This is a genomic window from Stenotrophomonas sp. GD03794 (genome assembly GCF_029842145.1).
Taxonomy (GTDB): Bacteria; Pseudomonadota; Gammaproteobacteria; order Xanthomonadales; family Xanthomonadaceae; genus Stenotrophomonas; species Stenotrophomonas riyadhensis.
This window is the reverse complement of sequence record NZ_JAOCFV010000049.1, coordinates 14,589-33,365: the sequence shown is the minus strand read 5'-3', so window position 1 is coordinate 33,365 and position 18,777 is coordinate 14,589. Positions and strand designations below refer to the sequence as shown.

The 18,777-nt window shown below is 67.1% G+C and carries 24 protein-coding genes; 12 read left to right on the top strand and 12 right to left on the bottom strand.

Annotated elements, in window-relative coordinates; all coding sequences use genetic code 11:
- Positions 1 to 38 precede the first annotated feature (38 nt).
- The 3 genes from N5D91_RS19705 to N5D91_RS19695 all read right to left on the bottom strand — a co-directional run bounded on the left by N5D91_RS19705 (position 39) and on the right by N5D91_RS19695 (position 3,232).
- Positions 39 to 1,334 (bottom strand): heme biosynthesis HemY N-terminal domain-containing protein, encoded by a 1,296-nt coding sequence (locus N5D91_RS19705; protein WP_110710701.1) that lies wholly within the window; start codon positions 1,332 to 1,334, stop codon positions 39 to 41.
- Positions 1,335 to 1,340: 6 nt separating this feature from the next.
- Entirely contained in the window at positions 1,341 to 2,318 is a 978-nt protein-coding gene (locus N5D91_RS19700) for a uroporphyrinogen-III C-methyltransferase (RefSeq protein ID WP_110710702.1), read from the bottom strand.
- A gap of 104 nt (positions 2,319 to 2,422) precedes the next feature.
- Complete coding sequence (locus N5D91_RS19695) at positions 2,423 to 3,232, bottom strand: uroporphyrinogen-III synthase (RefSeq protein WP_180854575.1); 810 nt, start codon at positions 3,230 to 3,232, stop codon at positions 2,423 to 2,425.
- 35 nt (positions 3,233 to 3,267) lie between these two features.
- On the opposite strand from N5D91_RS19695, the gene N5D91_RS19690 reads away from it, so the two are divergent.
- The 5 genes from N5D91_RS19690 (at position 3,268) to N5D91_RS19670 (ending at position 6,353) form a co-directional block, all read left to right on the top strand.
- On the top strand, positions 3,268 to 3,735 hold the full coding sequence (locus tag N5D91_RS19690; RefSeq protein ID WP_110710704.1) for a YiiD C-terminal domain-containing protein: 468 nt from the start codon (positions 3,268 to 3,270) through the stop codon (positions 3,733 to 3,735).
- A gap of 32 nt (positions 3,736 to 3,767) precedes the next feature.
- Positions 3,768 to 4,193, top strand: a complete 426-nt coding sequence (locus N5D91_RS19685; protein ID WP_110710705.1) for a hypothetical protein — start codon at positions 3,768 to 3,770, stop codon at positions 4,191 to 4,193.
- Between the two features lie 57 nt (positions 4,194 to 4,250).
- Positions 4,251 to 4,688, top strand: coding sequence for a rhodanese-like domain-containing protein (locus N5D91_RS19680; RefSeq protein ID WP_004153552.1), 438 nt, complete (start codon positions 4,251 to 4,253; stop codon positions 4,686 to 4,688).
- Positions 4,689 to 4,788: 100 nt separating this feature from the next.
- Positions 4,789 to 5,307: a protein-export chaperone SecB gene (secB, locus tag N5D91_RS19675; protein ID WP_005407596.1), complete on the top strand. Its 519-nt coding sequence runs from the start codon at positions 4,789 to 4,791 to the stop codon at positions 5,305 to 5,307.
- A gap of 20 nt (positions 5,308 to 5,327) precedes the next feature.
- Positions 5,328 to 6,353: an NAD(P)H-dependent glycerol-3-phosphate dehydrogenase gene (locus N5D91_RS19670; RefSeq protein ID WP_004134677.1), complete on the top strand. Its 1,026-nt coding sequence runs from the start codon at positions 5,328 to 5,330 to the stop codon at positions 6,351 to 6,353.
- Between the two features lie 88 nt (positions 6,354 to 6,441).
- On the opposite strand, the gene N5D91_RS19665 is transcribed toward N5D91_RS19670, so the two are convergent.
- Positions 6,442 to 6,918: a nuclear transport factor 2 family protein gene (locus N5D91_RS19665; protein WP_164162372.1), complete on the bottom strand. Its 477-nt coding sequence runs from the start codon at positions 6,916 to 6,918 to the stop codon at positions 6,442 to 6,444.
- A 113-nt stretch (positions 6,919 to 7,031) separates the two neighbouring features.
- Between N5D91_RS19665 and N5D91_RS19660 the strand changes: the two genes are divergently transcribed.
- Complete coding sequence (locus tag N5D91_RS19660; protein WP_153856705.1) at positions 7,032 to 7,697, top strand: Ivy family c-type lysozyme inhibitor; 666 nt, start codon at positions 7,032 to 7,034, stop codon at positions 7,695 to 7,697.
- 60 nt (positions 7,698 to 7,757) lie between these two features.
- Here the strand turns inward: N5D91_RS19660 and N5D91_RS19655 are convergent, their stop codons facing one another.
- From N5D91_RS19655 to N5D91_RS19635, 5 genes are all read right to left on the bottom strand, one after another.
- Entirely contained in the window at positions 7,758 to 8,132 is a 375-nt protein-coding gene (locus tag N5D91_RS19655) for a hypothetical protein (RefSeq protein WP_110710708.1), read from the bottom strand.
- A 480-nt stretch (positions 8,133 to 8,612) separates the two neighbouring features.
- Positions 8,613 to 8,903 carry a hypothetical protein gene (locus N5D91_RS19650; protein WP_110710709.1) on the bottom strand — a complete coding sequence of 97 codons (291 nt, stop codon included), beginning with the start codon at positions 8,901 to 8,903 and terminating at the stop codon, positions 8,613 to 8,615.
- A gap of 210 nt (positions 8,904 to 9,113) precedes the next feature.
- Positions 9,114 to 9,800, bottom strand: coding sequence for a L,D-transpeptidase (locus N5D91_RS19645; RefSeq protein WP_180854574.1), 687 nt, complete (start codon positions 9,798 to 9,800; stop codon positions 9,114 to 9,116).
- Positions 9,801 to 9,957: 157 nt separating this feature from the next.
- Positions 9,958 to 10,230, bottom strand: a complete 273-nt coding sequence (locus N5D91_RS19640; protein ID WP_010487149.1) for a hypothetical protein — start codon at positions 10,228 to 10,230, stop codon at positions 9,958 to 9,960.
- Positions 10,231 to 10,441: 211 nt separating this feature from the next.
- The gene (locus tag N5D91_RS19635; RefSeq protein ID WP_180854573.1) at positions 10,442 to 11,392 is read right to left on the bottom strand and encodes a DUF2268 domain-containing putative Zn-dependent protease; all 951 of its coding nucleotides are present in this window, start codon (positions 11,390 to 11,392) and stop codon (positions 10,442 to 10,444) included.
- Positions 11,393 to 11,598: 206 nt separating this feature from the next.
- Between N5D91_RS19635 and N5D91_RS19630 the strand changes: the two genes are divergently transcribed.
- From N5D91_RS19630 to N5D91_RS19615, 4 genes are all read left to right on the top strand, one after another.
- Complete coding sequence (locus N5D91_RS19630; protein WP_004134798.1) at positions 11,599 to 12,174, top strand: Ax21 family protein; 576 nt, start codon at positions 11,599 to 11,601, stop codon at positions 12,172 to 12,174.
- 127 nt (positions 12,175 to 12,301) lie between these two features.
- Positions 12,302 to 13,069 carry a DUF6597 domain-containing transcriptional factor gene (locus N5D91_RS19625; RefSeq protein WP_180854572.1) on the top strand — a complete coding sequence of 256 codons (768 nt, stop codon included), beginning with the start codon at positions 12,302 to 12,304 and terminating at the stop codon, positions 13,067 to 13,069.
- Between the two features lie 68 nt (positions 13,070 to 13,137).
- Entirely contained in the window at positions 13,138 to 13,506 is a 369-nt protein-coding gene (locus N5D91_RS19620; protein WP_180854571.1) for a VOC family protein, read from the top strand.
- A gap of 60 nt (positions 13,507 to 13,566) precedes the next feature.
- Complete coding sequence (locus N5D91_RS19615) at positions 13,567 to 13,893, top strand: hypothetical protein (protein ID WP_164162368.1); 327 nt, start codon at positions 13,567 to 13,569, stop codon at positions 13,891 to 13,893.
- An 87-nt stretch (positions 13,894 to 13,980) separates the two neighbouring features.
- Here N5D91_RS19615 and N5D91_RS19610 read toward each other — a convergent pair whose 3' ends face one another.
- Positions 13,981 to 14,121 (bottom strand): hypothetical protein, encoded by a 141-nt coding sequence (locus N5D91_RS19610; protein ID WP_180854570.1) that lies wholly within the window; start codon positions 14,119 to 14,121, stop codon positions 13,981 to 13,983.
- Positions 14,122 to 14,406: 285 nt separating this feature from the next.
- Between N5D91_RS19610 and N5D91_RS19605 the strand changes: the two genes are divergently transcribed.
- Both N5D91_RS19605 and N5D91_RS19600 read left to right on the top strand, forming a co-directional pair.
- Positions 14,407 to 15,381: a Dyp-type peroxidase gene (locus N5D91_RS19605; protein ID WP_110710715.1), complete on the top strand. Its 975-nt coding sequence runs from the start codon at positions 14,407 to 14,409 to the stop codon at positions 15,379 to 15,381.
- A gap of 85 nt (positions 15,382 to 15,466) precedes the next feature.
- Positions 15,467 to 15,880, top strand: coding sequence for a hypothetical protein (locus N5D91_RS19600; protein WP_110710716.1), 414 nt, complete (start codon positions 15,467 to 15,469; stop codon positions 15,878 to 15,880).
- 106 nt (positions 15,881 to 15,986) lie between these two features.
- On the opposite strand, the gene pnuC is transcribed toward N5D91_RS19600, so the two are convergent.
- Both pnuC and N5D91_RS19590 read right to left on the bottom strand, forming a co-directional pair.
- Positions 15,987 to 16,556 (bottom strand): nicotinamide riboside transporter PnuC, encoded by a 570-nt coding sequence (gene pnuC / locus N5D91_RS19595; RefSeq protein ID WP_012509709.1) that lies wholly within the window; start codon positions 16,554 to 16,556, stop codon positions 15,987 to 15,989.
- 8 nt (positions 16,557 to 16,564) lie between these two features.
- Positions 16,565 to 18,754 (bottom strand): TonB-dependent siderophore receptor, encoded by a 2,190-nt coding sequence (locus tag N5D91_RS19590; protein ID WP_180854569.1) that lies wholly within the window; start codon positions 18,752 to 18,754, stop codon positions 16,565 to 16,567.
- Positions 18,755 to 18,777 lie beyond the last annotated feature (23 nt).

Here is an 18,777-nt window from a genome sequence, read left to right as displayed (position 1 = left end):
TCTTGCTCCGGTGGGTGCCGACCGTGGGTCGGCACGCTTCACGGCAACCGCGGATTGCCGAACTCGTCGCGCTCTTCGTTGGCGTCATACACCGGCGGCTGCACCGTAACCGGCTGCTCCTCCACCGTGGCACGCAGCGGCGCTTCAGTGCCGCGCACCAGCTCCACGCTGTCCTCGCCGCGCTGCAGGCGCAGCGCATTGGCCAGGCACTGCGCGGCAAGCGCATGATCGCCACGCTGCGCAAACAGTTCACCCAGCGCTTCCCATGCCGGTGCACCCGCGCCCGCGGCAATGGCTTCGTGCAGGAACGCATCGGCGGCATCCCACTGCTGCTGGCCCAGTGCCACGCGGCCTTGTGCCAGGCGCAGCGCGGCCGAGCTGTCGTGCACGTTGCGCCAGCGCGCCAGGTTGGCTTGGCGCGTCGCCAGGCGCTCGGCGGGCAGACGGCCATACAAGGCCACCAGCTCATCGTCCCAGCGCTGGTCCAGAGCGTGTTCCAGTGCCAGCAGCGCCGGCTCATCCCAGTTCAGGGCCACCGCACGGCTGGCATACGCACCCACCACGTCCGGGGTCGGTCGCAGTGCCTTCGGCGTGGCTTCCCATTGCGCGGCCAGCGCATTGACGTCGGCTGCTTCCAGCAGCGCCTGTGCGGCCAGGCGTGCTTCCAGTTCGCTGTTGGCGTCGGCCGGCAGCACCTTGCTCTGGCGCAGTGCACCCAGCTGGCCATAGGCCTCGTGGGCGCGGCCGGCCTGTGCCAGCGCTTCGGTACGCAGCCACAGACCACGCGGCGGCAGCGGCTGGATCGCGGCTACGTCCAGCGCGTTGATCGCATCCACCGGCAGATCGCGCGCCAGCAGCTGTTCTGCACGCAGCAGCGCCTGCAGGGTGGCATCGCTCTCACCCAGGCGCTGCAGCAGCGCCTCGCCAGCGGGGCCATCGGCACGTGCCTGTGCACTGCGCACGGCATTGGCCAGCGCCACCGCACTCACTTCCGGATCCTTGGCGGCGCCGTCCAGCAGCTTCTCCGCACGCTGCCACTGGCCATGCTCATAGGCCTGCAGGCCGTCGATCAGGCGCACCCGGCCCTGCTTGCGGCGGTAGCGGCCCCAGGCACGGAACGGTGCGGCGATCAGGCTCCACAGCAGCCACAGCACCAGCACCGCGATCACCGACAGCAGCGCCACCTTCGGCAGGTTGCTGTGGTAGTCGTAGCCGCCGTAGCGCAGGGTCACTTCGCCGAAGCGGTTGAGGTCATCGGCGCCGAGCCATTGCGCGGCCACCACGCCGATGGCCACGGCCAGCAACAGCACGACCAGGGATTGCAGGGGTTTCATGCGGGATTACCTCCGGTCGGTCTGGGTGCGCAGTTGCTGCAGGGTGCTGCCAAGAATGCTGTTGCTGGCCTGCAGCGGAAGCTCGCGCAAGGCCTTCAGTTCAGCACGTTGCGCGCGCAGGGCCGGTGAATCCGGCCAGCGCCGCTGCGCCCAGTGCTCCACGCGTTCCAGTGCGGTATCGCGGCCGGTGCGGTCGCCGCGTTCGATCGCGGCGCGCGCCAGTGTCAGTTCCAGCTGCAGCGCGTCGTCGGCGTTGCGGCGTTCGGCGGCGGTCAGCGGGCCATTCTGGCGGCTCGGGGTGATGTCCACGAACGGTGCCAGCGTGGACTGCCACCACGGTCTGGCGGTGTTGGTCGCAGCGCTGCCGCTCACCTGCGAGGGCAGGCCCTGCAAGGCCTTGGCCAGCGCATCCAACCGCTGCAGCGATTGCACGCGCGGGCCGGTGCCCAGCGCATCCAGTGCATCGCGTTCCTGTACCAGTGCCTGGCGCAGGTTCAGGCCGTCGCTGTCAGGCAGATCGGCCAGTGCGGTGGCGGCCTGTGCATACAGGCGGCGCGCGCCTTCCACGTCATCGGCGTAGTTCAAGCGCTGCGCCGCCTGGGTCAACAGCAGTTCGGCTTCATCGCGCTGTACCGCCTGGCGGCCCTGGTTGGCGCTGTCGGCCAGCTTGGCCAGGTTCTCTTCCAGCAATGCACTGCGCTGGGAAAGGCCCAGCATCTCGTCGCGCAGCACGCGGTTGGTGGCGGCTGCGTCCTGCAGGCGCTGGCTGCTGGCGCGCTGGTCGCGGCGCAGCGCGTCCAGCGTGGCCTCCAGGCCCTGCAGCTGCACGGCGGTGGTCTGTGCCTGCGCCGCCTGTTCGCTCTGTTGCTGCTGCCAGACGTACCAGCCGGCATAGCCGCCCACGCCAAGCACGACCACACCGGCCAGCGGCAGCAGCCAGCGCACGGGTCGACGGGGCGGGGAAACGGGCGGAGTGTCGTTCATCGGGCTTCCTTGTCGGCAACGTCGCCGGTCGAGGGCCGGCAGGCCGCGTTGTGCACAGCATCACTGTTGCCGACGGCAGCGGCAAGCGTGACCCACGTCCCTGTTCAGGTCGCTGCCGGGACGGTGAGCGTGGCGTGTGCAGCCGCCACCAGCTGCGCGGTGGTGGGGCCGGCCGCACGCACAACGTGCTGCAGGCCCAGTGCCCGGGCCTGTTCGCCGAGGCGATCACTGGCCACCACCGCAGTCGCGCGCGCCTGCAATCGCTGCCGCAATGCGGGCGGAAGCTGCTGCCAGAAATGCTGCAGCGCTTCGCCACTGCTCACCGCCAGCACCCACGGCTGCGCGGAATGCGCCAATCGAGCCAGCGTGCGGGGAGGCAGGCGCAGCAGGCGGCGCTGGTAGACGTCGGCGCGTTCGATCGTGGCGCCCGCCGCCTGCAGCTGCGCGGCAATCAGTCCGCGGCCACCGGGGGCGGTGACCAGGCCGATCCGCAGGCCCTGCACGTGCGCCAGTACCGGCAGCGCCAGCAGGCCTTCGCTGTCCATCCGCTGCGGTGCGTGCACATCGGTGATGCCGTGCACTTGCAATGCGCGCGCGGTGCCTTCGCCCACGGTCAGCCACGGGCTGCGCTGCTCCTCGGCCAGCGGTAGCAGGGAAGCGGCCGCGGCAACGGCGGCCGGGCTGGTGAACACCACCCGATCGCAGTTCAGCGCGCGTTGCAGCTGGCGCACCACTGGCGTGCCGTGCAGGCGCTGCAACCGCCACGGTGAAAGCGCCAGTACATGCCCGCCCAGCCCAGCAACGGCGCGGCGCAGCGCCACATGCTGGCCCTGAGGGCGCAGTGAAACGAGGGTCCAGCCCGCGTCGGAACCGGCGGCGCCAGTGGGTATCGTATGGTCGGCCATTGCCTGCATTATGCGGGCCCTTCGTTGTCGTGGTCGCTGCTCCAATGCCCGTTGATGCCCTGACTTCCTCGTTGGCCGCCCTGCAGGACGTGCTGGACTGCATGCCGGCGGTCCGCGCCATGCAGATCCAGCTCGACGGCTATGCAGATGGCGTGCTGCGCATCACCGCGCCGCTGGCCGCCAACGTCAACGACAAGGGCAACGCCTTCGGCGGCAGCCTGGCCTCGGTGCTGACCCTGTCCGGCTGGGCGCTGGTCAGCCTGCGCCTGCGCCTGGCAGGCCATGATGCCGAGGTCTACGTGGCCGACAGCAACCTGCGCTATCTGGCACCGGTCTACGAAGACCTGCACGCCCACGCCGAGGCGGCCGAAGCCACCGGCTGGGATGCCTTCCTGAATACCTTCCGCCAGCGCCGCAAGGCCCGCATCAGCATCATCGCCACCCAGCCCGGTGCCGATGGCAAGCCCGCCGCCGAGTTCAGCGGTCGCTTCGTTGCCTTCGCCAAAGGGTAGGATGGCAGGCTGACGTTCTGGGGAATCCACCGATGCGCCGCCTGATCCAGTTCCTGATCTGTTCCCTGCTGCTGGCCAGCGCCGTGGCCTCGGCCGACGACCTCAGCCGCAAGCAGCGCAAGCTGCTGGAAGAGACCCAGATCGCCTACGGGGCGACCATCCGCTGGGGCAGCATGGACGATGCCATCGGCTACCTCGACCCGAAGCTGCGCAAGGAAAAGCCGCCCACCGAGTTCGAGCTCAACCGCTACGCGCAGCTGCGCGTGTCGTCCTACCGCGAGCGCAGCAGCGCCTCGCTGGACGGGGGCCAGGTCGAGCGCCGGGTCGAAATCGGGGTGATCAACCAGAACACCCAGGCCGAACGCACCGTGGTGGTGGTCGAGCGCTGGCGCTGGGACCCGGAGGCCAAGCGCTGGTGGCAGACCGCCGGCCTGCCGGACCTGTGGAAGGGGCAGTGACGGGCCGCGTCCGGCTTGTGCGACAATCGGCGCCCGCTTAATCGACCCGTGACCTGAGTGAATTACGAAGAGTTGCTGGCCTTTGCAGGCCGAAACCCGATGCTGTCCGCGGCCCTGGTCGGCCTGACCGTGGCCATCATCGTCACCGAGATCCGCCGCCTGTTCCGGGGCTTCAAGGGCATAAAGCCCGCCGAACTGACCCAGCTGATGAACGCGGGCGGCACGGTGGTGGTCGACCTGTCGGCCAGCGGTGACTTCGAGAAGGGCCACATCGCCGGCAGCCGCAACGCCCAGGCCAGTGCCTTCGGCCCGGACAACAAGCTGGTGGCCAATGCCAAGCAGTCGCCGGTGGTGCTGGTGTGCCGCAGCGGCAACGCCTCGGAAACCGCCGCCAAGGCGCTGAAGAAGGCCGGCTTCGAGAAGGTCTACGTGCTCGACGGCGGCATTCCCGCCTGGCAGCAGGCCGAGCTGCCGCTGGTCAAGGGCCGCAACTGATTGCCGCAGGTGGCGGATCCGGCCTTGTATGGGCCTGATCCCGCCCCCATCGCAGTAGTTCGACCATCGTTTTCATTGCATTCACCTGGAGTTACTGGAAATGTCCGAAGAGATCACCAACGGCGCCGCTGCGCCGGTCGATGCCGCCACCGGCCCTGCTTTCACCGTCGAGAAGATCTACGTCAAGGACGTCTCCTTCGAGTCGCCGAACGCTCCGACCATCTTCAATGACCAGGTGCAGCCGGAACTGCAGCTCAACCTGAACCAGCAGGTGCAGCGCCTGGGCGAGAACGCCTTCGAAGTCGTGCTGGCCGTGACCCTGACCTGCCAGGCCGGTGAGCGCACCGCCTACGTGGCCGAAGTGAAGCAGGCCGGCGTGTTCGGCCTGGTCGGCCTGGACCCGCAGTCGATCGACGTGCTGCTCGGCACCCAGTGCCCGAACATCCTGTTCCCGTACGTGCGCCAGCTGATCAGCGACCTGATCCAGGCCGGCGGCTTCCCGCCGTTCTTCCTGCAGCCGATCAACTTCGAAGGCCTGTACGCAGAAACCCTGCGCCAGCGCCAGGAGCAGGGCGACGCACCGTCGCTGGCTGACTCCGAGCCGGCTGGCAACGCCTGATTCCTGCCGCGACGTCACGGATGAGCACTACCGCTGACAAGATCGCCGTGCTGGGCGCCGGTTCCTGGGGAACCGCGCTGGCCAGCCTGCTCGCACGGCACGGTCACCCGACCGTGCTGTGGGGGCGCGACGCTGCCATGGTCGAGGCCATCGACCAGCGCCACGAGAACCCGCGCTACCTGCCGGGCATCCCGCTGCCGGACAGCCTGCGTGCCACCACCGACCTGGCGTCGGCGGTGGAAGGCGCGGCCTGGATCCTGGTGGTGACCCCGTCGCACGCGTTCGGTGAAACCGTGCGCGCGCTGGCGCCGCTGCGCCCGGCCGGTGCCGGCGTGGCCTGGGCCACCAAGGGCTTCGAACCCGGTTCGGGCCGCTTCCTGCATGAAGTGGCGCGCGAAGTGCTGGGCGAGGACGTGCCGCTGGCCGTCGTCACCGGGCCGTCGTTCGCCAAGGAAGTGACCCAGGGCCTGCCGACCGCGATCACCGTGCACGGCGACGTGCCCGAGTTCGCGCAGACGGTGGCCGAGGCGATGCATGGCCCGGCGTTCCGCGCCTACACCGGCGACGACATGGTCGGTGCCGAGCTGGGCGGCGCGATGAAGAACGTGCTGGCCGTGGCTACCGGCGTGGCCGATGGCATGCAGCTGGGCCTCAACGCCCGTGCCGGCCTGATCACCCGTGGCCTCAACGAGATGCTGCGCCTGGCCGCTGCCATCGGTGCCAAGCCGGAAACGCTGATGGGCCTGGCCGGCCTGGGCGACCTGGTGCTGACCTGCACCGGTGACCTGTCGCGCAACCGCCGCCTGGGCCTGGCCCTGGGCCGTGGCCAGACGCTGCAGGACGCCGTGCGTGAAATCGGCCAGGTGGTCGAGTCGGTGCAGACCGCCGACGAAGTGATGCGACAGGCGCGCCGCCATGGCATCGACCTGCCGATCTCCGACCGCGTGCGTGCCGTGCTGCACGGCGAGCAGACACCTGAAGAAGGCCTGCGCGCATTGCTGGCGCGGGAACAGAAGCCGGAATATCCGGACACGCTGTTCAAGTGAATCGAAAAACCCCGGCCACGTGCCGGGGTTTTTTCTGCGCGATCCATCCACGCATGGCGTGGATCTACCTCGGAACCTGCGGCGTCCATCACCGCGCCCGCGGCGGCGCGTTGCCGTTGTCCATGTCCGAGAAGATCAACCAGGGTCCATCGCCCACGCGCTTCAGCGTCAGCGTGAACTTGCCGATGTCTCCTACGGTGTTGCCATAGGTGTAGGCACCGATGATGTAGCCGACGTTCCCCTCCACCGAGTACGCCAGCGCACGCAGCCGCAACGGGCTGCCGCCCTGGCCGGCATAAGCGGCTTCGATCGCACTGCGTCCACGCACCGGCGGCTGGTTGCTCTGCAGGATGAAAGCATCTTCGGCGAACAGTGCTGCCAGCGCCCTGGCATCGCCCGTGCGCCACGCCTGCTCGTAGTCGCGCAGTACGCGGTCCAGCGGCGCGGGCAGGGCTGCACCCGGGAGGGGCTGTGCAGGCTTCGCGCCTTCAGCATCGTGGGCGATGGCCGGCGATGCCAGCAGCAGGGCACTGCAGAAGATCACGGCGAGTCGTGTGCGGCGCATGCATCCAAGCCCTGACGATGAGGGGAAGTGGCGAACCATCCTAGCGCGCCGCTGGTTAGAATCACGCAGCCGCCCGCGTGGCGCCGGCACCGCAGATCAGACAAGGACACGGAATGAAGATTCGAATCACAGGGATGGCACTGACGGTCGCACTGCTGGCCGCCTGCGGACAGGCACCGGCACCCGATGCAGCACCAGCCGCACCGGCACCGGCCACAGAAGCACCTGCGGCCACGGCAACGGTGGTCGAGAAGGCGCCGTCCATCGAAGACGGCGTGGACCCTTCGGTGTGGGACAACGAAGGCGAACCGGAAGACCCGAGCGCCGGCGGCGAACTCACCTGCGCGGACAACCCGCTGGCGACGCATTTCTTCACCCTGGTGGGCGGCAATACCGTGGACGACTGCGGCCGCAAGGACCCGAAAGTGCTGGCCGCGTTCAACGCCCTGATGAAGAACACGGCGGCGGCCGAATCCGCCGACAAAGAGATTCCGTCGCTGCGCGAACGCCTGTTGAGCGGGCCCAGCGGGCCTGGCGAACTGGTGGTGCTGCAGGGCGAGCCGTGGTGGTTCTATACCGCCTGCCAGGCCCACGACTGCCCCGGTACCGCGTTGGCGATGCTGTATTCGCCCGATCAGTCGAAGATGGTCGGCCGTCTTACCGCGCGCTGCCGTGTGTGGTGGCTGGGCGAACCGACCGCGGAACAACGTGAGCAGATCGAACAACGCCAGCCACTGCAGGATGCCGCGTTGAAGGAAGACAGCGCGCTCTGCGAGTGATGTGGTGCCCGCTGCAGCGCCGGGCCATGCCCGGCGCAACAGCAGGCGATGTTCCCGGTATCACCCTTCCGGCCGCATCCGCATGCCGATCTGTGCGTTCAACGCCAGCGAGGCCATGGCCAGCCCTTCCAGTACGCGGTCACCCACGTATTCGCTCTCCGCACCGTTCTGCCGAACACGCTCGGCGGCCAGCAGCAGTTCCAACGTTACGCGCTGGCCCGCCACGGCACAGTCCGCATCCCCCATCGCCATGCGCCGGCCGGGCATCTGATGACGTTCGGGCCAGGGCTGGCCATCGGCGGCAGCTCCTTTGCCGATGCGATGGAGCGTGGCGACGAAGGCGTTCGGATCGGCCGCAGGTGCCTGGTCTGACGGCTCACCGGCATTGGCGGGCGAGTGATGTGGATGCAGGCGAGGGAAGTCCGGTGTGGTCATGGCAATGCTCCGTGCAGGACAGACGGTAGCCGCCACGCAAAGGTGGCGGGCGGAGACGTGGCTCGAAAACCGGGAGATCACGAACAAGACCGGCAGGCGCAAGGCCTCCACGCTCCGCCCGCCATAGCCGGCAGACGGAATGCCAGCCGGCGCCACGCGGGGTGACGCCGGCTGGCAAGCGCAAACAACGTTCGTGATCTAACGGGTTTTCGAGGCCCGGCCACCCATTTTCCGGCGGCCCACCATCTGTACCGCCGTCGCTGCACAACGCCAATCAGAAGAGTTGCAAACAGTTTTTGATCAAAGACGCTTTTGGCATTCTTGCATGCTGTTAAGCCGTCGCAGACGCAGGCGCCGCAACGGCCGTAGCAGCATGGGGAATATGCGACATGGGTCGAAGTTGATGACGTGGCGTAAGGGTGTCGCACCAAGCCGATGACGACAGAGCGGGGCCGAGAACGCAGTTGGACACCGACAGTGTCAGACCGCCGTCCAGTCGATGATGAGCGGCGAAGAGACCTTCCCCGCGTCGACATCAAAACACTCGGTGTAGTCACCAAAGAACAGGAATCGATTGCCGCCAGTCACGTCAAAGAGTCGGGTTCCGGCCTCGGCATACTGGGCGGGTGGCAGGGTGGTGGAAACCTGCATGGAACTGAGTCCAGCGGACTTCATCAGCCTGGCAGCATCCTCCGGCGAGATCAGCTGGGGATTGCTTGGCGTACCGTAGGACCAGCCACTGTAGCCATTGTGGACATAGTAGTGCGACATGTTTCACCGCCAGCCGGATGCCGGAACAGGGCCGAGTCGCCCGGCGATATCGGCGTGATTGAAGAGGGGACTGCCAGCCTGGTGTCTGCAATCGACCAGACGCCGGCATCAGCCAATGATGGCACCCAGCGAAGACGCGTGCCGTTGGTTCTGATCGTGCTTGGACAGGCTTGTTCGCGGAGAAACCGCGAGGCAGCATGTCAGCGTGTTCTATCTGCTCGCGCGCCGCGCGCCCTTCTCGTCTTCGCCCTTTGCATCGCCCCGGCTCTGCGCGAATTCCGGGAACGTCTTCGCGATCGAATCCTTGTCCGGCAGGATATAGAACACGCCGCCCTTCTCGAACGTGGACTGCACGATCTGCTCGTAGAACGCGGGCGAGACGTTGATGCAGCCGTGGGTGACACGATTGTCGTCCGGCGTGGGCGTTGCCAGTCGCTCGGCGCGCTTTTCCTTCGGACTGCCCGGCGGCAGCGGGTGCATCGAGACTGCGGAATCGTAGTCCACCCACAGCACGCGCCCGGCATCGTCGGAGGGGCCGTAGCCGCCAATGAAGCGGCCGGCAGGCGTGGTGCGGTCGTGGCCGGGAATCGCGCTCAGTGCGAGCTTGGCGACGCCCGGTGCGGAATGATCGCCGATGGCCGAACCGAACAGCGCCGGTGCCGCGCCACGCAGCTTGCCGTCTCCACCGAAGACCAGTACCTGCGCAGCCGCCTTGTCCATGATCGCGAACGGATACCCCTGGTTGTCCTTGCTGGCGACGACCCAGCCGGCCAGTTCGATCACCGTCTCGGAGACGCTCTGGTCGGGCGGAAGCTCATCGACCGCGGCAACCGGTTGCGTGGGCGCGTCCTTGTCCTTGGCGTTGGCTACGCCGCTGCACGCAACGGCCAGTGCCACGGCCAGTGCGGCATGGAGGGCGCGGCGTGCAGGGGAGGAGGAAGTACGAATGGGACGGCTCCTTGCAATGCAATCTTGGTTGGAAGGATGCCAGTGGCCGGCGAAGGCCACTGGCTCCCGATACAGAAGCGGATCAATTCAAACGGTGAGGGAGCGATTACCCGCGCGGCTTGCGGCCGGCAGGTGCCCTTTCAAGCTGCTGGACGCGGCCTTCGATCTGGTCCAGGCGCTGATTGGCCTGCTGTGCGGACTGGTTGGCGGACTCCGCGCTCTGCGCAGCACCCTGTACCTTGACGTCGAGCTGATCGAGACGCGAGTTGATGGTTGCAAACTCGTTCTTGTATGAGGCGCAGGCGCCAAGGCTGACGGTGGCGATGAGCGCTACAGCAAGTGCGCGGGCCGTCTTCATGTGTTGCGGGTTCAGGTTCATTGCACTCCCTCCTTCGTCTGGGGAAGCTGGAATATAGCGGCGTTTGTTCCCGGCGCTACCAAGCGCTTTCAGCTGGAATTTGAGTACGTGGAAGCACTGTGAAGCCCGCTTCTGACCCTGCATTAACAAGCGGGATCAGGCGAGCTGATCCAGACCGGCGCAGCGCCTTGCGCCTGTTCAGAACTGCCAATTCATCAGTATGAAGCGGGTGTCACAACGTCTGCGTTTCCGTGCGTTCGCCGGCAGGACACGCGGGTTGCCATCCGCTCGCGTTGAGCAGTAACGCAGCTGTTTCGGGGCGCACGTCCAGCAACGCGATGATGGCCTTCGTCCTGTCTGGTGCGTGCGAAATGTAGTCGCGGGCAATGCGGTAGCCGATCCAATAGCCGAGGTCTCCACGGCGAGCGTCATCGCCAGGACCGTTGTAGAGCCATTTCGAAAGATCGGTGCCTGCGGCCTCGTTCGCGAACTCACGCTCCAAGGCGCATTCGCGGCCCTGTGTCCAGCGCTGCAGATGCGCGTTGGCCGGTTGCCCGGAGATCAGCTCGCCCACGTACTCGGCGCCGCCTTCCAGCAGGGTCTGATAGAGCAGGGTGGGCTGCTCGACTTCGACGCTCGCGCCGCGCTGTTGAACGTGCACATATTCATGGGCGATCAGGTGCACGAAGCGGTCACCCACATCGGCCTGCATCCAGTCTGCGTTGCACAGCGCTTCCAGGCCGATGACCACACCTTCTCCGGTGGTAACGCCGCCGCTGTTGCCGCGGCCCACCAGCACCGTGACCGGGGGAAAGCGTGCAGACGGCAACAGCGTGCCCAACTGATCGACGGCCGCGGTGACGCGCGTGCGGATCGTTGGCAATGCTGTCGCGCAGGTTCTCGCTTTTGCGAACAACGCGGGTTTGTCCCGGAGGGCCTGGGCAAGGCGCTCCATCGAACCGATGCGGCTTCCGGTGAAGCTGCGCAGTGCATCGGTACCCGCATCCAGATAGCCCTGCTGCAGGTCGTCGGCGCTCGGGCGTCCGTGGTTGGCATCCAGCACCTGGAAAAAGCGCGTGACATCGTCTGTCTGCACGACGACGTGCCCGGCAGGAACGACGCGCTCGGTTGCCTGCACTGCGGGCAGGGCGATCGGTGAAGCGATCAGGATCAGGGCTCGCATCAAGCGTCGAGCCTTGCGCCTACACGAAGCTGACAGCAATGGCATGCGGAGTTCCCTGAACGCCAGCCTTATTTATACACCAGTCAGTTCAATATTCAGGGGCGATTAGACCCCCTAACGGATAATTCACACCTGTCGACCGCCTCCTCTCTCTCCCCCTCCCAGGGGGCGGCCGACAAAACCAAAATAATTAAAGGTGTGTCCCGATGAACAAGAATTCGCTGCTTGCCCTGGGTCTTCTGGCTGCTCTGCCGTTCGCTGCATCGGCAACCGATGGCCTGTCGTACAACTACGTTGAAGGCGGCTACGTGAACACCGATGCCAAGGGCGGCGACGCCGATGGCTGGAAGGTGAAGGGTTCCGTTGCGGTGCACCCGAACTTCCACGTCTTTGGCGACTACAGCGCGCAGGAGACCGACAAGTTCAAGAATGACGTCGACCAGTGGCGCCTGGGTGTCGGCTACAACTACGGCATCGCACCGAACACCGACCTGGTGGCCCGTGTTGCCTACCAGAAGTACGACGAGAAGCGCGGCCTTGACTTCAACGGCTACTCCACCGAAGTGGGCGTGCGCACCGCGTTCAACCCGTACGTGGAAGGCTACGTGATGGCCGGCTACGAAGATTTCAGCAAGAAGCACGGCTACAACCCGGACGGCGAGTTCTACGGCCGCGTCGGTGCCACCGCCAAGTTCAACCAGAACTGGGGCCTGAGTGGCGAAGTGAAGCTGGCCAAGGCCGGCGACCGCGAGTGGTTCGTGGGCCCGCGCTTCACCTGGTAACAAACGCCTGTCGTTAGTGCGTGTTGTGCTGGCGTGTGACTCTCTCTCTCTCTCTCCCACACGCCAACCGAAGCCCGGCCTCGCGCCGGGCTTCACTTTTATGGGCGCCGGGGCGCCACAATGCGGCATGGGCGATCCTTCTTCCCTCGCAGGTACTGGCACGACCTACCAGGAGCATCCGGCGCCTGCGCCGTTGCGTGGTCACTTCGGCCAGCTGTGGCAGAGCCAGCTTCCTGACGATGCCGATGGGCACATCACCGTATTGCCCGATGGCTGCGTGGACATCCTGTGGCGCGACGGTGCGCTGTTCGTGGTCGGTCCGGACCGGGTGGCTGCACATCCGGCACTGGCACCCGGTGCGCAGGTACTGGGTGCACGCTTCCGTCCGGGGCAGGCGTTGGCTGCATTGGGCCTGCCGATGGCCGAGATCATCGGCCAGGCGGTACCGCTGGCTGATCTGAAGGGGCGATGGGCGGTAGAGGTTGCGGCCTCCATCGGCGACACCGCGCCTGCGCAGCGCCTGCAGCGGATGGCGCAATGCCTGCAGCTGCGCATGGGTGCGGCCGCGCTGGATACTCCGGCGCAGCGCGCACACGCTCTGTTCCAGGCGCTCGCCCGTGGGAACGCCACGCTGGATGATATGGCGGCACATCTGAGCCTGAGCCCGCGCAGCCTGCGGCGCTTCAGCCAGTCGCAGTTCGGCTACGGGGTGAAGACGCTGGAGCGTATCCTGCGCCTGCAACGTTTCCTGCGTCATAGCCGCGCACTACCGCAGCACTCGTTGGCGATGCTGGCCGTCGAGGCCGGCTATGCCGACCAGGCCCATCTCAGCCGCGAGGCGCGCGAGCTTGCCAGCACGACCGCACGGCAGCTGCGCCTGGAATGGGGCCGATGATGGCCGTTTCGTTCAAGACCGCCGTGCCGCGCTGACCGAAGCTGGGGTTCCAACCACGGAGCCACGCCATGAGCCATGCAGCCGCCCACGATGCCGAACGCCGCATCGACAACATCGAATTCAACGTTGCCGACATCGCCCGCAGCAAACGTTTCTACGGCGAGGTGTTCGGCTGGCACTTCACCGACTACGGTCCGGCCTACACCGAGTTCGACGACGGCCGCCTGAAAGGTGGTTTCGTTTCCGACGCACCGGTGCGCGCGCACGGCGGTCCACTGGTGATCCTGTACTGCGCGGACCTGGCCGATGCACAGCAGCGTGTAATCGCTGCCGGTGGCGAAATCGTACAGGCGGTGTTCGCGTTCCCCGGTGGGCGCCGCTTCCACTTCCGCGATCTGGATGGCTACGAGCTGGCGGTCTGGAGTGATGTCGGTTGAAACGTGCCGGGGCACGTCGCGGACCGGGCATACTGGGCCGAGCCCGGAAGAGTACACCGCATGCTGATCCCCATTCCCGCGTATGTGCAGCAGGCCGACGGCAGCACCGTGCAGGTGGTGGTGCTGGACGCAGGCGTGCTCGTGGCGCTGCATGTCCTTGGCTTCCAGGGGCAGGCACCCACCTTGCGTGCTGAAGTGGGCGACGACATCGGCAAAGCTCGTCTGTTCGCTGGCCTGCGCGATCTCGGCGTAGCGTTCTCGGCCGGCCGTGAATGGTGCCCGGCGGAGGTATTTGCCTGGCTTCGTGACCGCGGCCTGCTTGAAGGGCCGTGCCTGCGCATCGCCTGGACCGGTCCGCAGCAGTACTACGTCTGCAGCGACCCGTGATGCGTCCTGGCGGATGCGGCCCAGGCGGACCGGCTTGCGATACGCCTCCGGCAGCGTGGTCTTGTACTGTGCCAGCGGTTGCAGCCCCTAGGTCCTGCTGCGTTCGCCGCCGTCGGGAAAGTACCCGCCGCGCTGCAGCAGATCACCGGACTGTCGCGCACATCCGCTGAAATCATCGGCGCCATCGCGGTCGAGCGCGGTGAAGAACGGATCGCTCGGCAGCGACATGCCCGTCAAGGGAGATGTTCAACACCAGTGCGAGGGCCACGGTTGTGGCGGGTGCGTGCAGCCACTGCATCGCTGCATGGGACATCGGCGTCTGCCTCCGTGAAGTGCATGGGCCGATGCTGCAGGCCTCGTGGACGCAGGCTGGCAGCGTCATGGCGTTGTCTCAAGCGCAAGCGGCATCAACCGCGTACTGAGAACCGCTCCGTCGCCGGTCAGGGGCTTCGGCTATGATCGCCCGCACATCGCCCTGCGCGATGCGCCCGCCTCAAGCCAGCAGGAACCGCCGTGAACTCCCAGCCCGCACCGATCACCGCCCTCAACCACACGCTCGACAACGAGCCGCAGCAGATCACCGCACCGCTGACCCATTCGGCCGCGTTCCTGGTGCTGAAGGTGAAGGATGACGAGGCGTCGATCGCCAAGGCGCGCGAGGTGCTGGCCAGCACCGACGACCTGATCAAGAACACCGCCATCCGCGAGATTGAACGCACCTTCACCTGCAACGTGGCCATCGGCCACCGCGTGTGGCAGCCGTTGGTAGGCACCACGCCGCCGCGTGAACTGAAGCCGTTCCGCGAGATCAAGGGTGCCACCCATACCGCCGTCTCCACGCCGGGCGACCTGCTGTACCACATCCGTGCGCGCACCATGGATCTGATCGTGGCGTTCGAGCGCAACCTGCTGATGGCCTTCGGCGATGCAGTGGAAACGGTGGATGACGTGGCCGGCTTCCGCTACTTCGATGGCCGTGACCTGCTTGATTTCGTCGACGGCACCGCCAACCCGGAAGGGCTGTCACTGCCGGAAGCCACCATCGTTGGTGACGAGGACCCGGACCACGCGGGTGGCAGTTACGTGGTGGTGCAGAAGTACCTGCACAACCTCGATGCCTGGCGCGCACAGAAGACCGAGGCGCAGGAGGCGATCATCGGCCGCACCAAGCACGACAACATCGAGCTGGACGATGCGCCGGCGGATGCGCAGAAGTCGCACAAGACGCTGTGCACCATCGAGGACGCCGACGGCGAGCACGAGATCCTGCGTGACAACATGCCGTTCGCCAATCCGGGCCGCGGCGAGTACGGCACCTACTTCATCGGCTACACCCGTCGGCTGTGGGTGATCGAGACGATGCTCGAGCGCATGTTCATCGGTAATCCTGCGCCGCTGCACGACCGCATTCTCGACTTCTCCACCGCCACCACCGGCGTGACCTTCTTTGCGCCTTCGCGCAAGGTGCTGGCCGACCTGGGCGAGTAACCGCGCCGGCCATCACTGCCCGCCATCTGCCTGTCATCTGCGGCGCCGACCATGGTCCGCTGGATGGAAGCGCAGGAGACGGGCGATGACCATGGCAGGGAACAGGACCGGCGCGCGCCGCTGGTGGCGGCCATGGGCTGCGCTGTTCGGCGCGTTGGCACTGGGCAGTGCCGGTGTTTCCGCGCAGGAAGCCCCCGCGCACTGGATGGCCTATGCCGCCGCCGTGGGCGGCCAGCTGCAGCAGCGCCTGCAGCAGGAGGCGCCGCAGGCGCAGCGCGTGCTGGAATGGATGCAGGCACACCCGGACACGCCGACGCCGTTGCCGGTGAGTGTGTGGATCGCGGCGGACGGCCGCATCTCGAAACTGGAATTCGACAGCCTGGGCGATGCCCAGGTCGACGCCGATCTGCGCGCGACCCTGCAGAGCGCACCCCTGCAGGCCGCGCCACCGGCCGACATGCGCCAGCCGCTGCGGCTGGGCCTGGTGCTTACCCAGTAGAGCCACGCCCTGCGTGGATGCGCCTGGTAGATGCCGACCTTGGTCGGCACGCGCGCCAACCAAGGTTGGCGACTACCGGTAAACCCCGGCCACGCATGGCATGGCTCTACTGCGTTGCCACCTGCGGCTCGCGAGCGGCCGCGCTCCACGCGCGCAGGCCGAACACGGCCAGGCCGAGGAAGAACACGTACAGTGCTGCGGTCACGTGCAGCGACTTGAACAGGTAGGCACCCACGTAGACCACGTCCACCGCGATCCACACCCACCAGCAGGCCACGTGGCGGCGCGCCTGCCACCACTGGCCGACCAGGCTCAGCGCGGTCAGCATCGCGTCCAGCCACGGCAGCGCCGCATCGGTGAAGGTGTGCATGGCCGCCCCCAGCGCCACGCCGCCGCACAGGCCGATGGCCAGGTCACGCAGCAGCTTGCCGCGTGCCAGTGGCACGATGCGGACGCTGCCCTCATCGGCGGCGTGCTGCCGCCAGTTGAGCCAGCCATAGACCAGGAAGCCACCGAAGGCGACCTGCAGCAGGGTGTCCGAGTACAGCTTGGCCTCGGCGAACACCAGCCCGTACAGCGTCACCGACAGCAGGCCGACCGGCCACGCCACCAGCCGGCGCTTGGCCATCAGCCAGACGCCGAGGATGCTGCACAGCGCGGCGGTCCACTCGAGCATGACGCCGCTCACAGCGCGAACGTCACCGACAGGCGGGCCTGTCGCGGTGCGCCGGGGAACAGGTAGTAGTCACCGCCGCTGCTGCCGGTATCGCGCCAGTAGAAGCGGTTGAACACGTTGTCCACCGACAGGTTCCAGGTCACCGCGCGTTCGTGCAGGCGATGCTGGAAGCGCAGCCCGGCATCGAACACCGAGTAGTCCGGTGCACGCACGCCACCGTCGGCGCGGGCCACGTTGGCACCGGCATAGCGCCAGCCGCCGGTCACATCCAGGCCCTGCACGAACGGGAGCGCATAGGCCACGTGCACGCTGGCGCGCACCTTTGGCACGTTCACCAGCTGATGGCCTTCATAGGCCGGGGTGCCGGTGTCGCGCGCGCGCGCCTGCAGCACGCTGGCGCTGGCCACGATCTGCAGTGCGTCGGTCAGCTGGCCGTTGGCGGTCAGCTCCAGGCCGGTGTGGGTCTGCGTGCCTTCCTCGACGAAGCTGTAGCCGACGTCGCTGCTGTCCGGCTTGGCGTACTGGTACGGCTGCGAGATGCGGAACACGGCTGCGCCCAGCGTCAGCGCCTCGACCGGCACGTACTTCACGCCCACTTCCAGCTGCCGCGACTGCACCGACGGCAGGAAGGTGTCGGCGTTGCTGGTCCAGAACGGCGCTTCCTGGCCCAGTGAAATGCCGCGCACGTAGCTGGCATAGGCATTGAGCTGGTCGGTGGCCTTCCACACCACGGCGGTCTGCGGCAGGAAGCGCGACAGACGGCTGTGCCGCTGCGGGATGCCCCGCTTGTCGTAGGCGCGCTCGTCCAGGCGCACGAAGCGGCCACCGGCCAGCCACTGCCAGTCATCGCCGAAGCTCATCCGGTTCAGCGCGAAGAACGCGGTCTGGCGGCTGTCCAGGCGTCGCGCGGAGAGGCCGGGCATCTTCGGCGACGGCGCGAACACCGGCACCTGCGCGTCATGGATGTTGCTGGTGCCGACGTACTCGTTGACGCTAGGGCGCTTGTCCACGGTACGGCGGAAGTAGTCGGCACCGAGGGTCAGCTGGTGGCCGACGTTGCCGGTCTCGAAGCGGCCGCGCAGCTCGGCACGGGCCTGCTGGTTGCGGCGGGTGTCGTCCGGGCTGCGGTAGTCGTAGACGTCGTAGTCGCCATTGGGGGCGAAGTAGTTGCCCGGCACGCTGCCATCGGCGCACTGCGCGGCGTAGTAGCAACCGTAGGCGAAGGCGACGTTGTCATCGATCACCGAGCGGCTGTGGCCGACCGAGACGCGCGACTGCCAGGCATCGTTGAAGTCGTAGGTGTGCAGCGCGGTGATGTTGGTGCTGGCGATATCCACGGGGCGCTGCCACGGCTGGTAGCCGAGCAGGTGCTCGCGGTCGACGCCGCGCGGCAGGTCACGCGCGCCCAGCAGCTGGTAGCCGGACACCGAGCGCTGCGAGCTGGTCTGGTAGTTGGCATCCACTTCCAGCTTGCCGCGCTCGCCGATCAGCCAGTCGGCGGCCAGCGAGTAGAAGTTGCGGCGGCCATCGGCGTGCTCGACGTAGGAATTGCTGGAATCCCATGCGGCATTCAGGCGCAGGCCGAAGCGCGGGGTGATCCAGTGGCCGACATCGACGGCGACGTAGCGCGAGCCTTCCGAATCGGTGCCGAGCGTGGCGGTGCGCACTTCGGCCGGGCGCTTGCCGATGTAGTTGATGATCCCGCCCGGCGCCATCACGCCTGCCGCCAGGCCGGCTTCACCCTTGAGGATCTCCACCGACTGCACGTTCTCCAGCGCCAGGCGCTGTTCGCCGGCGATGGACAGCCCGTTGAAGCGGTAGCCGGTGGCGGCGTCCAGCGCAAAGCCGCGGATGGCGATGTTCTGGTAGTAGCCCACCGGCGCGTACGCATCACCCAGCGAGGCATCGTTGCTGGCCAGCTCGGACAGCGAACGCACCTGGCGGCGGTCGAGGTAATCGCGCTCGAGCACGTTCACCGAGGCCGGGGTGTCCTTCCACGAACCACCGCCGAAGGCGTTCACGCGCGCGGTATCGGTCTTCGGTTTGCCGGCCTGTACCCGTACTGCCGCCAGTTCGGTGGGCGAGCGCTCGGCGCCGGTGGCAGCCGCATCGGTGGCAGCGTCGGCCTCGCTGGCATGCAGCGGCAAGGCGGCGCAGAGGGCGAGGGAGAGCAGGGTGGGGCGCAGGCAGCGGTTCATTCGGTTCGTCTTCGGACAACAAG

Excerpts from the sequence above, each read along its gene's own strand:
- N5D91_RS19705 (WP_110710701.1), bottom strand. The coding sequence starts at position 1,334 with ATGAAACCCCTGCAATCCCTGGTCGTGCTGTTGCTGGCCGTGGCCATC.
- N5D91_RS19700 (WP_110710702.1), bottom strand. The coding sequence starts at position 2,318 with ATGAACGACACTCCGCCCGTTTCCCCGCCCCGTCGACCCGTGCGCTGG.
- N5D91_RS19695 (WP_180854575.1), bottom strand. The coding sequence starts at position 3,232 with ATGCAGGCAATGGCCGACCATACGATACCCACTGGCGCCGCCGGTTCC.
- N5D91_RS19690 (WP_110710704.1), top strand. The coding sequence starts at position 3,268 with ATGCCCGTTGATGCCCTGACTTCCTCGTTGGCCGCCCTGCAGGACGTG.
- N5D91_RS19685 (WP_110710705.1), top strand. The coding sequence starts at position 3,768 with ATGCGCCGCCTGATCCAGTTCCTGATCTGTTCCCTGCTGCTGGCCAGC.
- secB (WP_005407596.1), top strand. The coding sequence starts at position 4,789 with ATGTCCGAAGAGATCACCAACGGCGCCGCTGCGCCGGTCGATGCCGCC.
- N5D91_RS19670 (WP_004134677.1), top strand. The coding sequence starts at position 5,328 with ATGAGCACTACCGCTGACAAGATCGCCGTGCTGGGCGCCGGTTCCTGG.
- N5D91_RS19665 (WP_164162372.1), bottom strand. The coding sequence starts at position 6,918 with ATGCGCCGCACACGACTCGCCGTGATCTTCTGCAGTGCCCTGCTGCTG.
- N5D91_RS19660 (WP_153856705.1), top strand. The coding sequence starts at position 7,032 with ATGAAGATTCGAATCACAGGGATGGCACTGACGGTCGCACTGCTGGCC.
- N5D91_RS19655 (WP_110710708.1), bottom strand. The coding sequence starts at position 8,132 with ATGACCACACCGGACTTCCCTCGCCTGCATCCACATCACTCGCCCGCC.
- N5D91_RS19650 (WP_110710709.1), bottom strand. The coding sequence starts at position 8,903 with ATGTCGCACTACTATGTCCACAATGGCTACAGTGGCTGGTCCTACGGT.
- N5D91_RS19640 (WP_010487149.1), bottom strand. The coding sequence starts at position 10,230 with ATGAACCTGAACCCGCAACACATGAAGACGGCCCGCGCACTTGCTGTA.
- N5D91_RS19635 (WP_180854573.1), bottom strand. The coding sequence starts at position 11,392 with ATGCGAGCCCTGATCCTGATCGCTTCACCGATCGCCCTGCCCGCAGTG.
- N5D91_RS19630 (WP_004134798.1), top strand. The coding sequence starts at position 11,599 with ATGAACAAGAATTCGCTGCTTGCCCTGGGTCTTCTGGCTGCTCTGCCG.
- N5D91_RS19625 (WP_180854572.1), top strand. The coding sequence starts at position 12,302 with ATGGGCGATCCTTCTTCCCTCGCAGGTACTGGCACGACCTACCAGGAG.
- N5D91_RS19620 (WP_180854571.1), top strand. The coding sequence starts at position 13,138 with ATGAGCCATGCAGCCGCCCACGATGCCGAACGCCGCATCGACAACATC.
- N5D91_RS19615 (WP_164162368.1), top strand. The coding sequence starts at position 13,567 with ATGCTGATCCCCATTCCCGCGTATGTGCAGCAGGCCGACGGCAGCACC.
- N5D91_RS19610 (WP_180854570.1), bottom strand. The coding sequence starts at position 14,121 with ATGTCGCTGCCGAGCGATCCGTTCTTCACCGCGCTCGACCGCGATGGC.
- N5D91_RS19600 (WP_110710716.1), top strand. The coding sequence starts at position 15,467 with ATGACCATGGCAGGGAACAGGACCGGCGCGCGCCGCTGGTGGCGGCCA.
- pnuC (WP_012509709.1), bottom strand. The coding sequence starts at position 16,556 with ATGCTCGAGTGGACCGCCGCGCTGTGCAGCATCCTCGGCGTCTGGCTG.
- N5D91_RS19590 (WP_180854569.1), bottom strand. The coding sequence starts at position 18,754 with ATGAACCGCTGCCTGCGCCCCACCCTGCTCTCCCTCGCCCTCTGCGCC.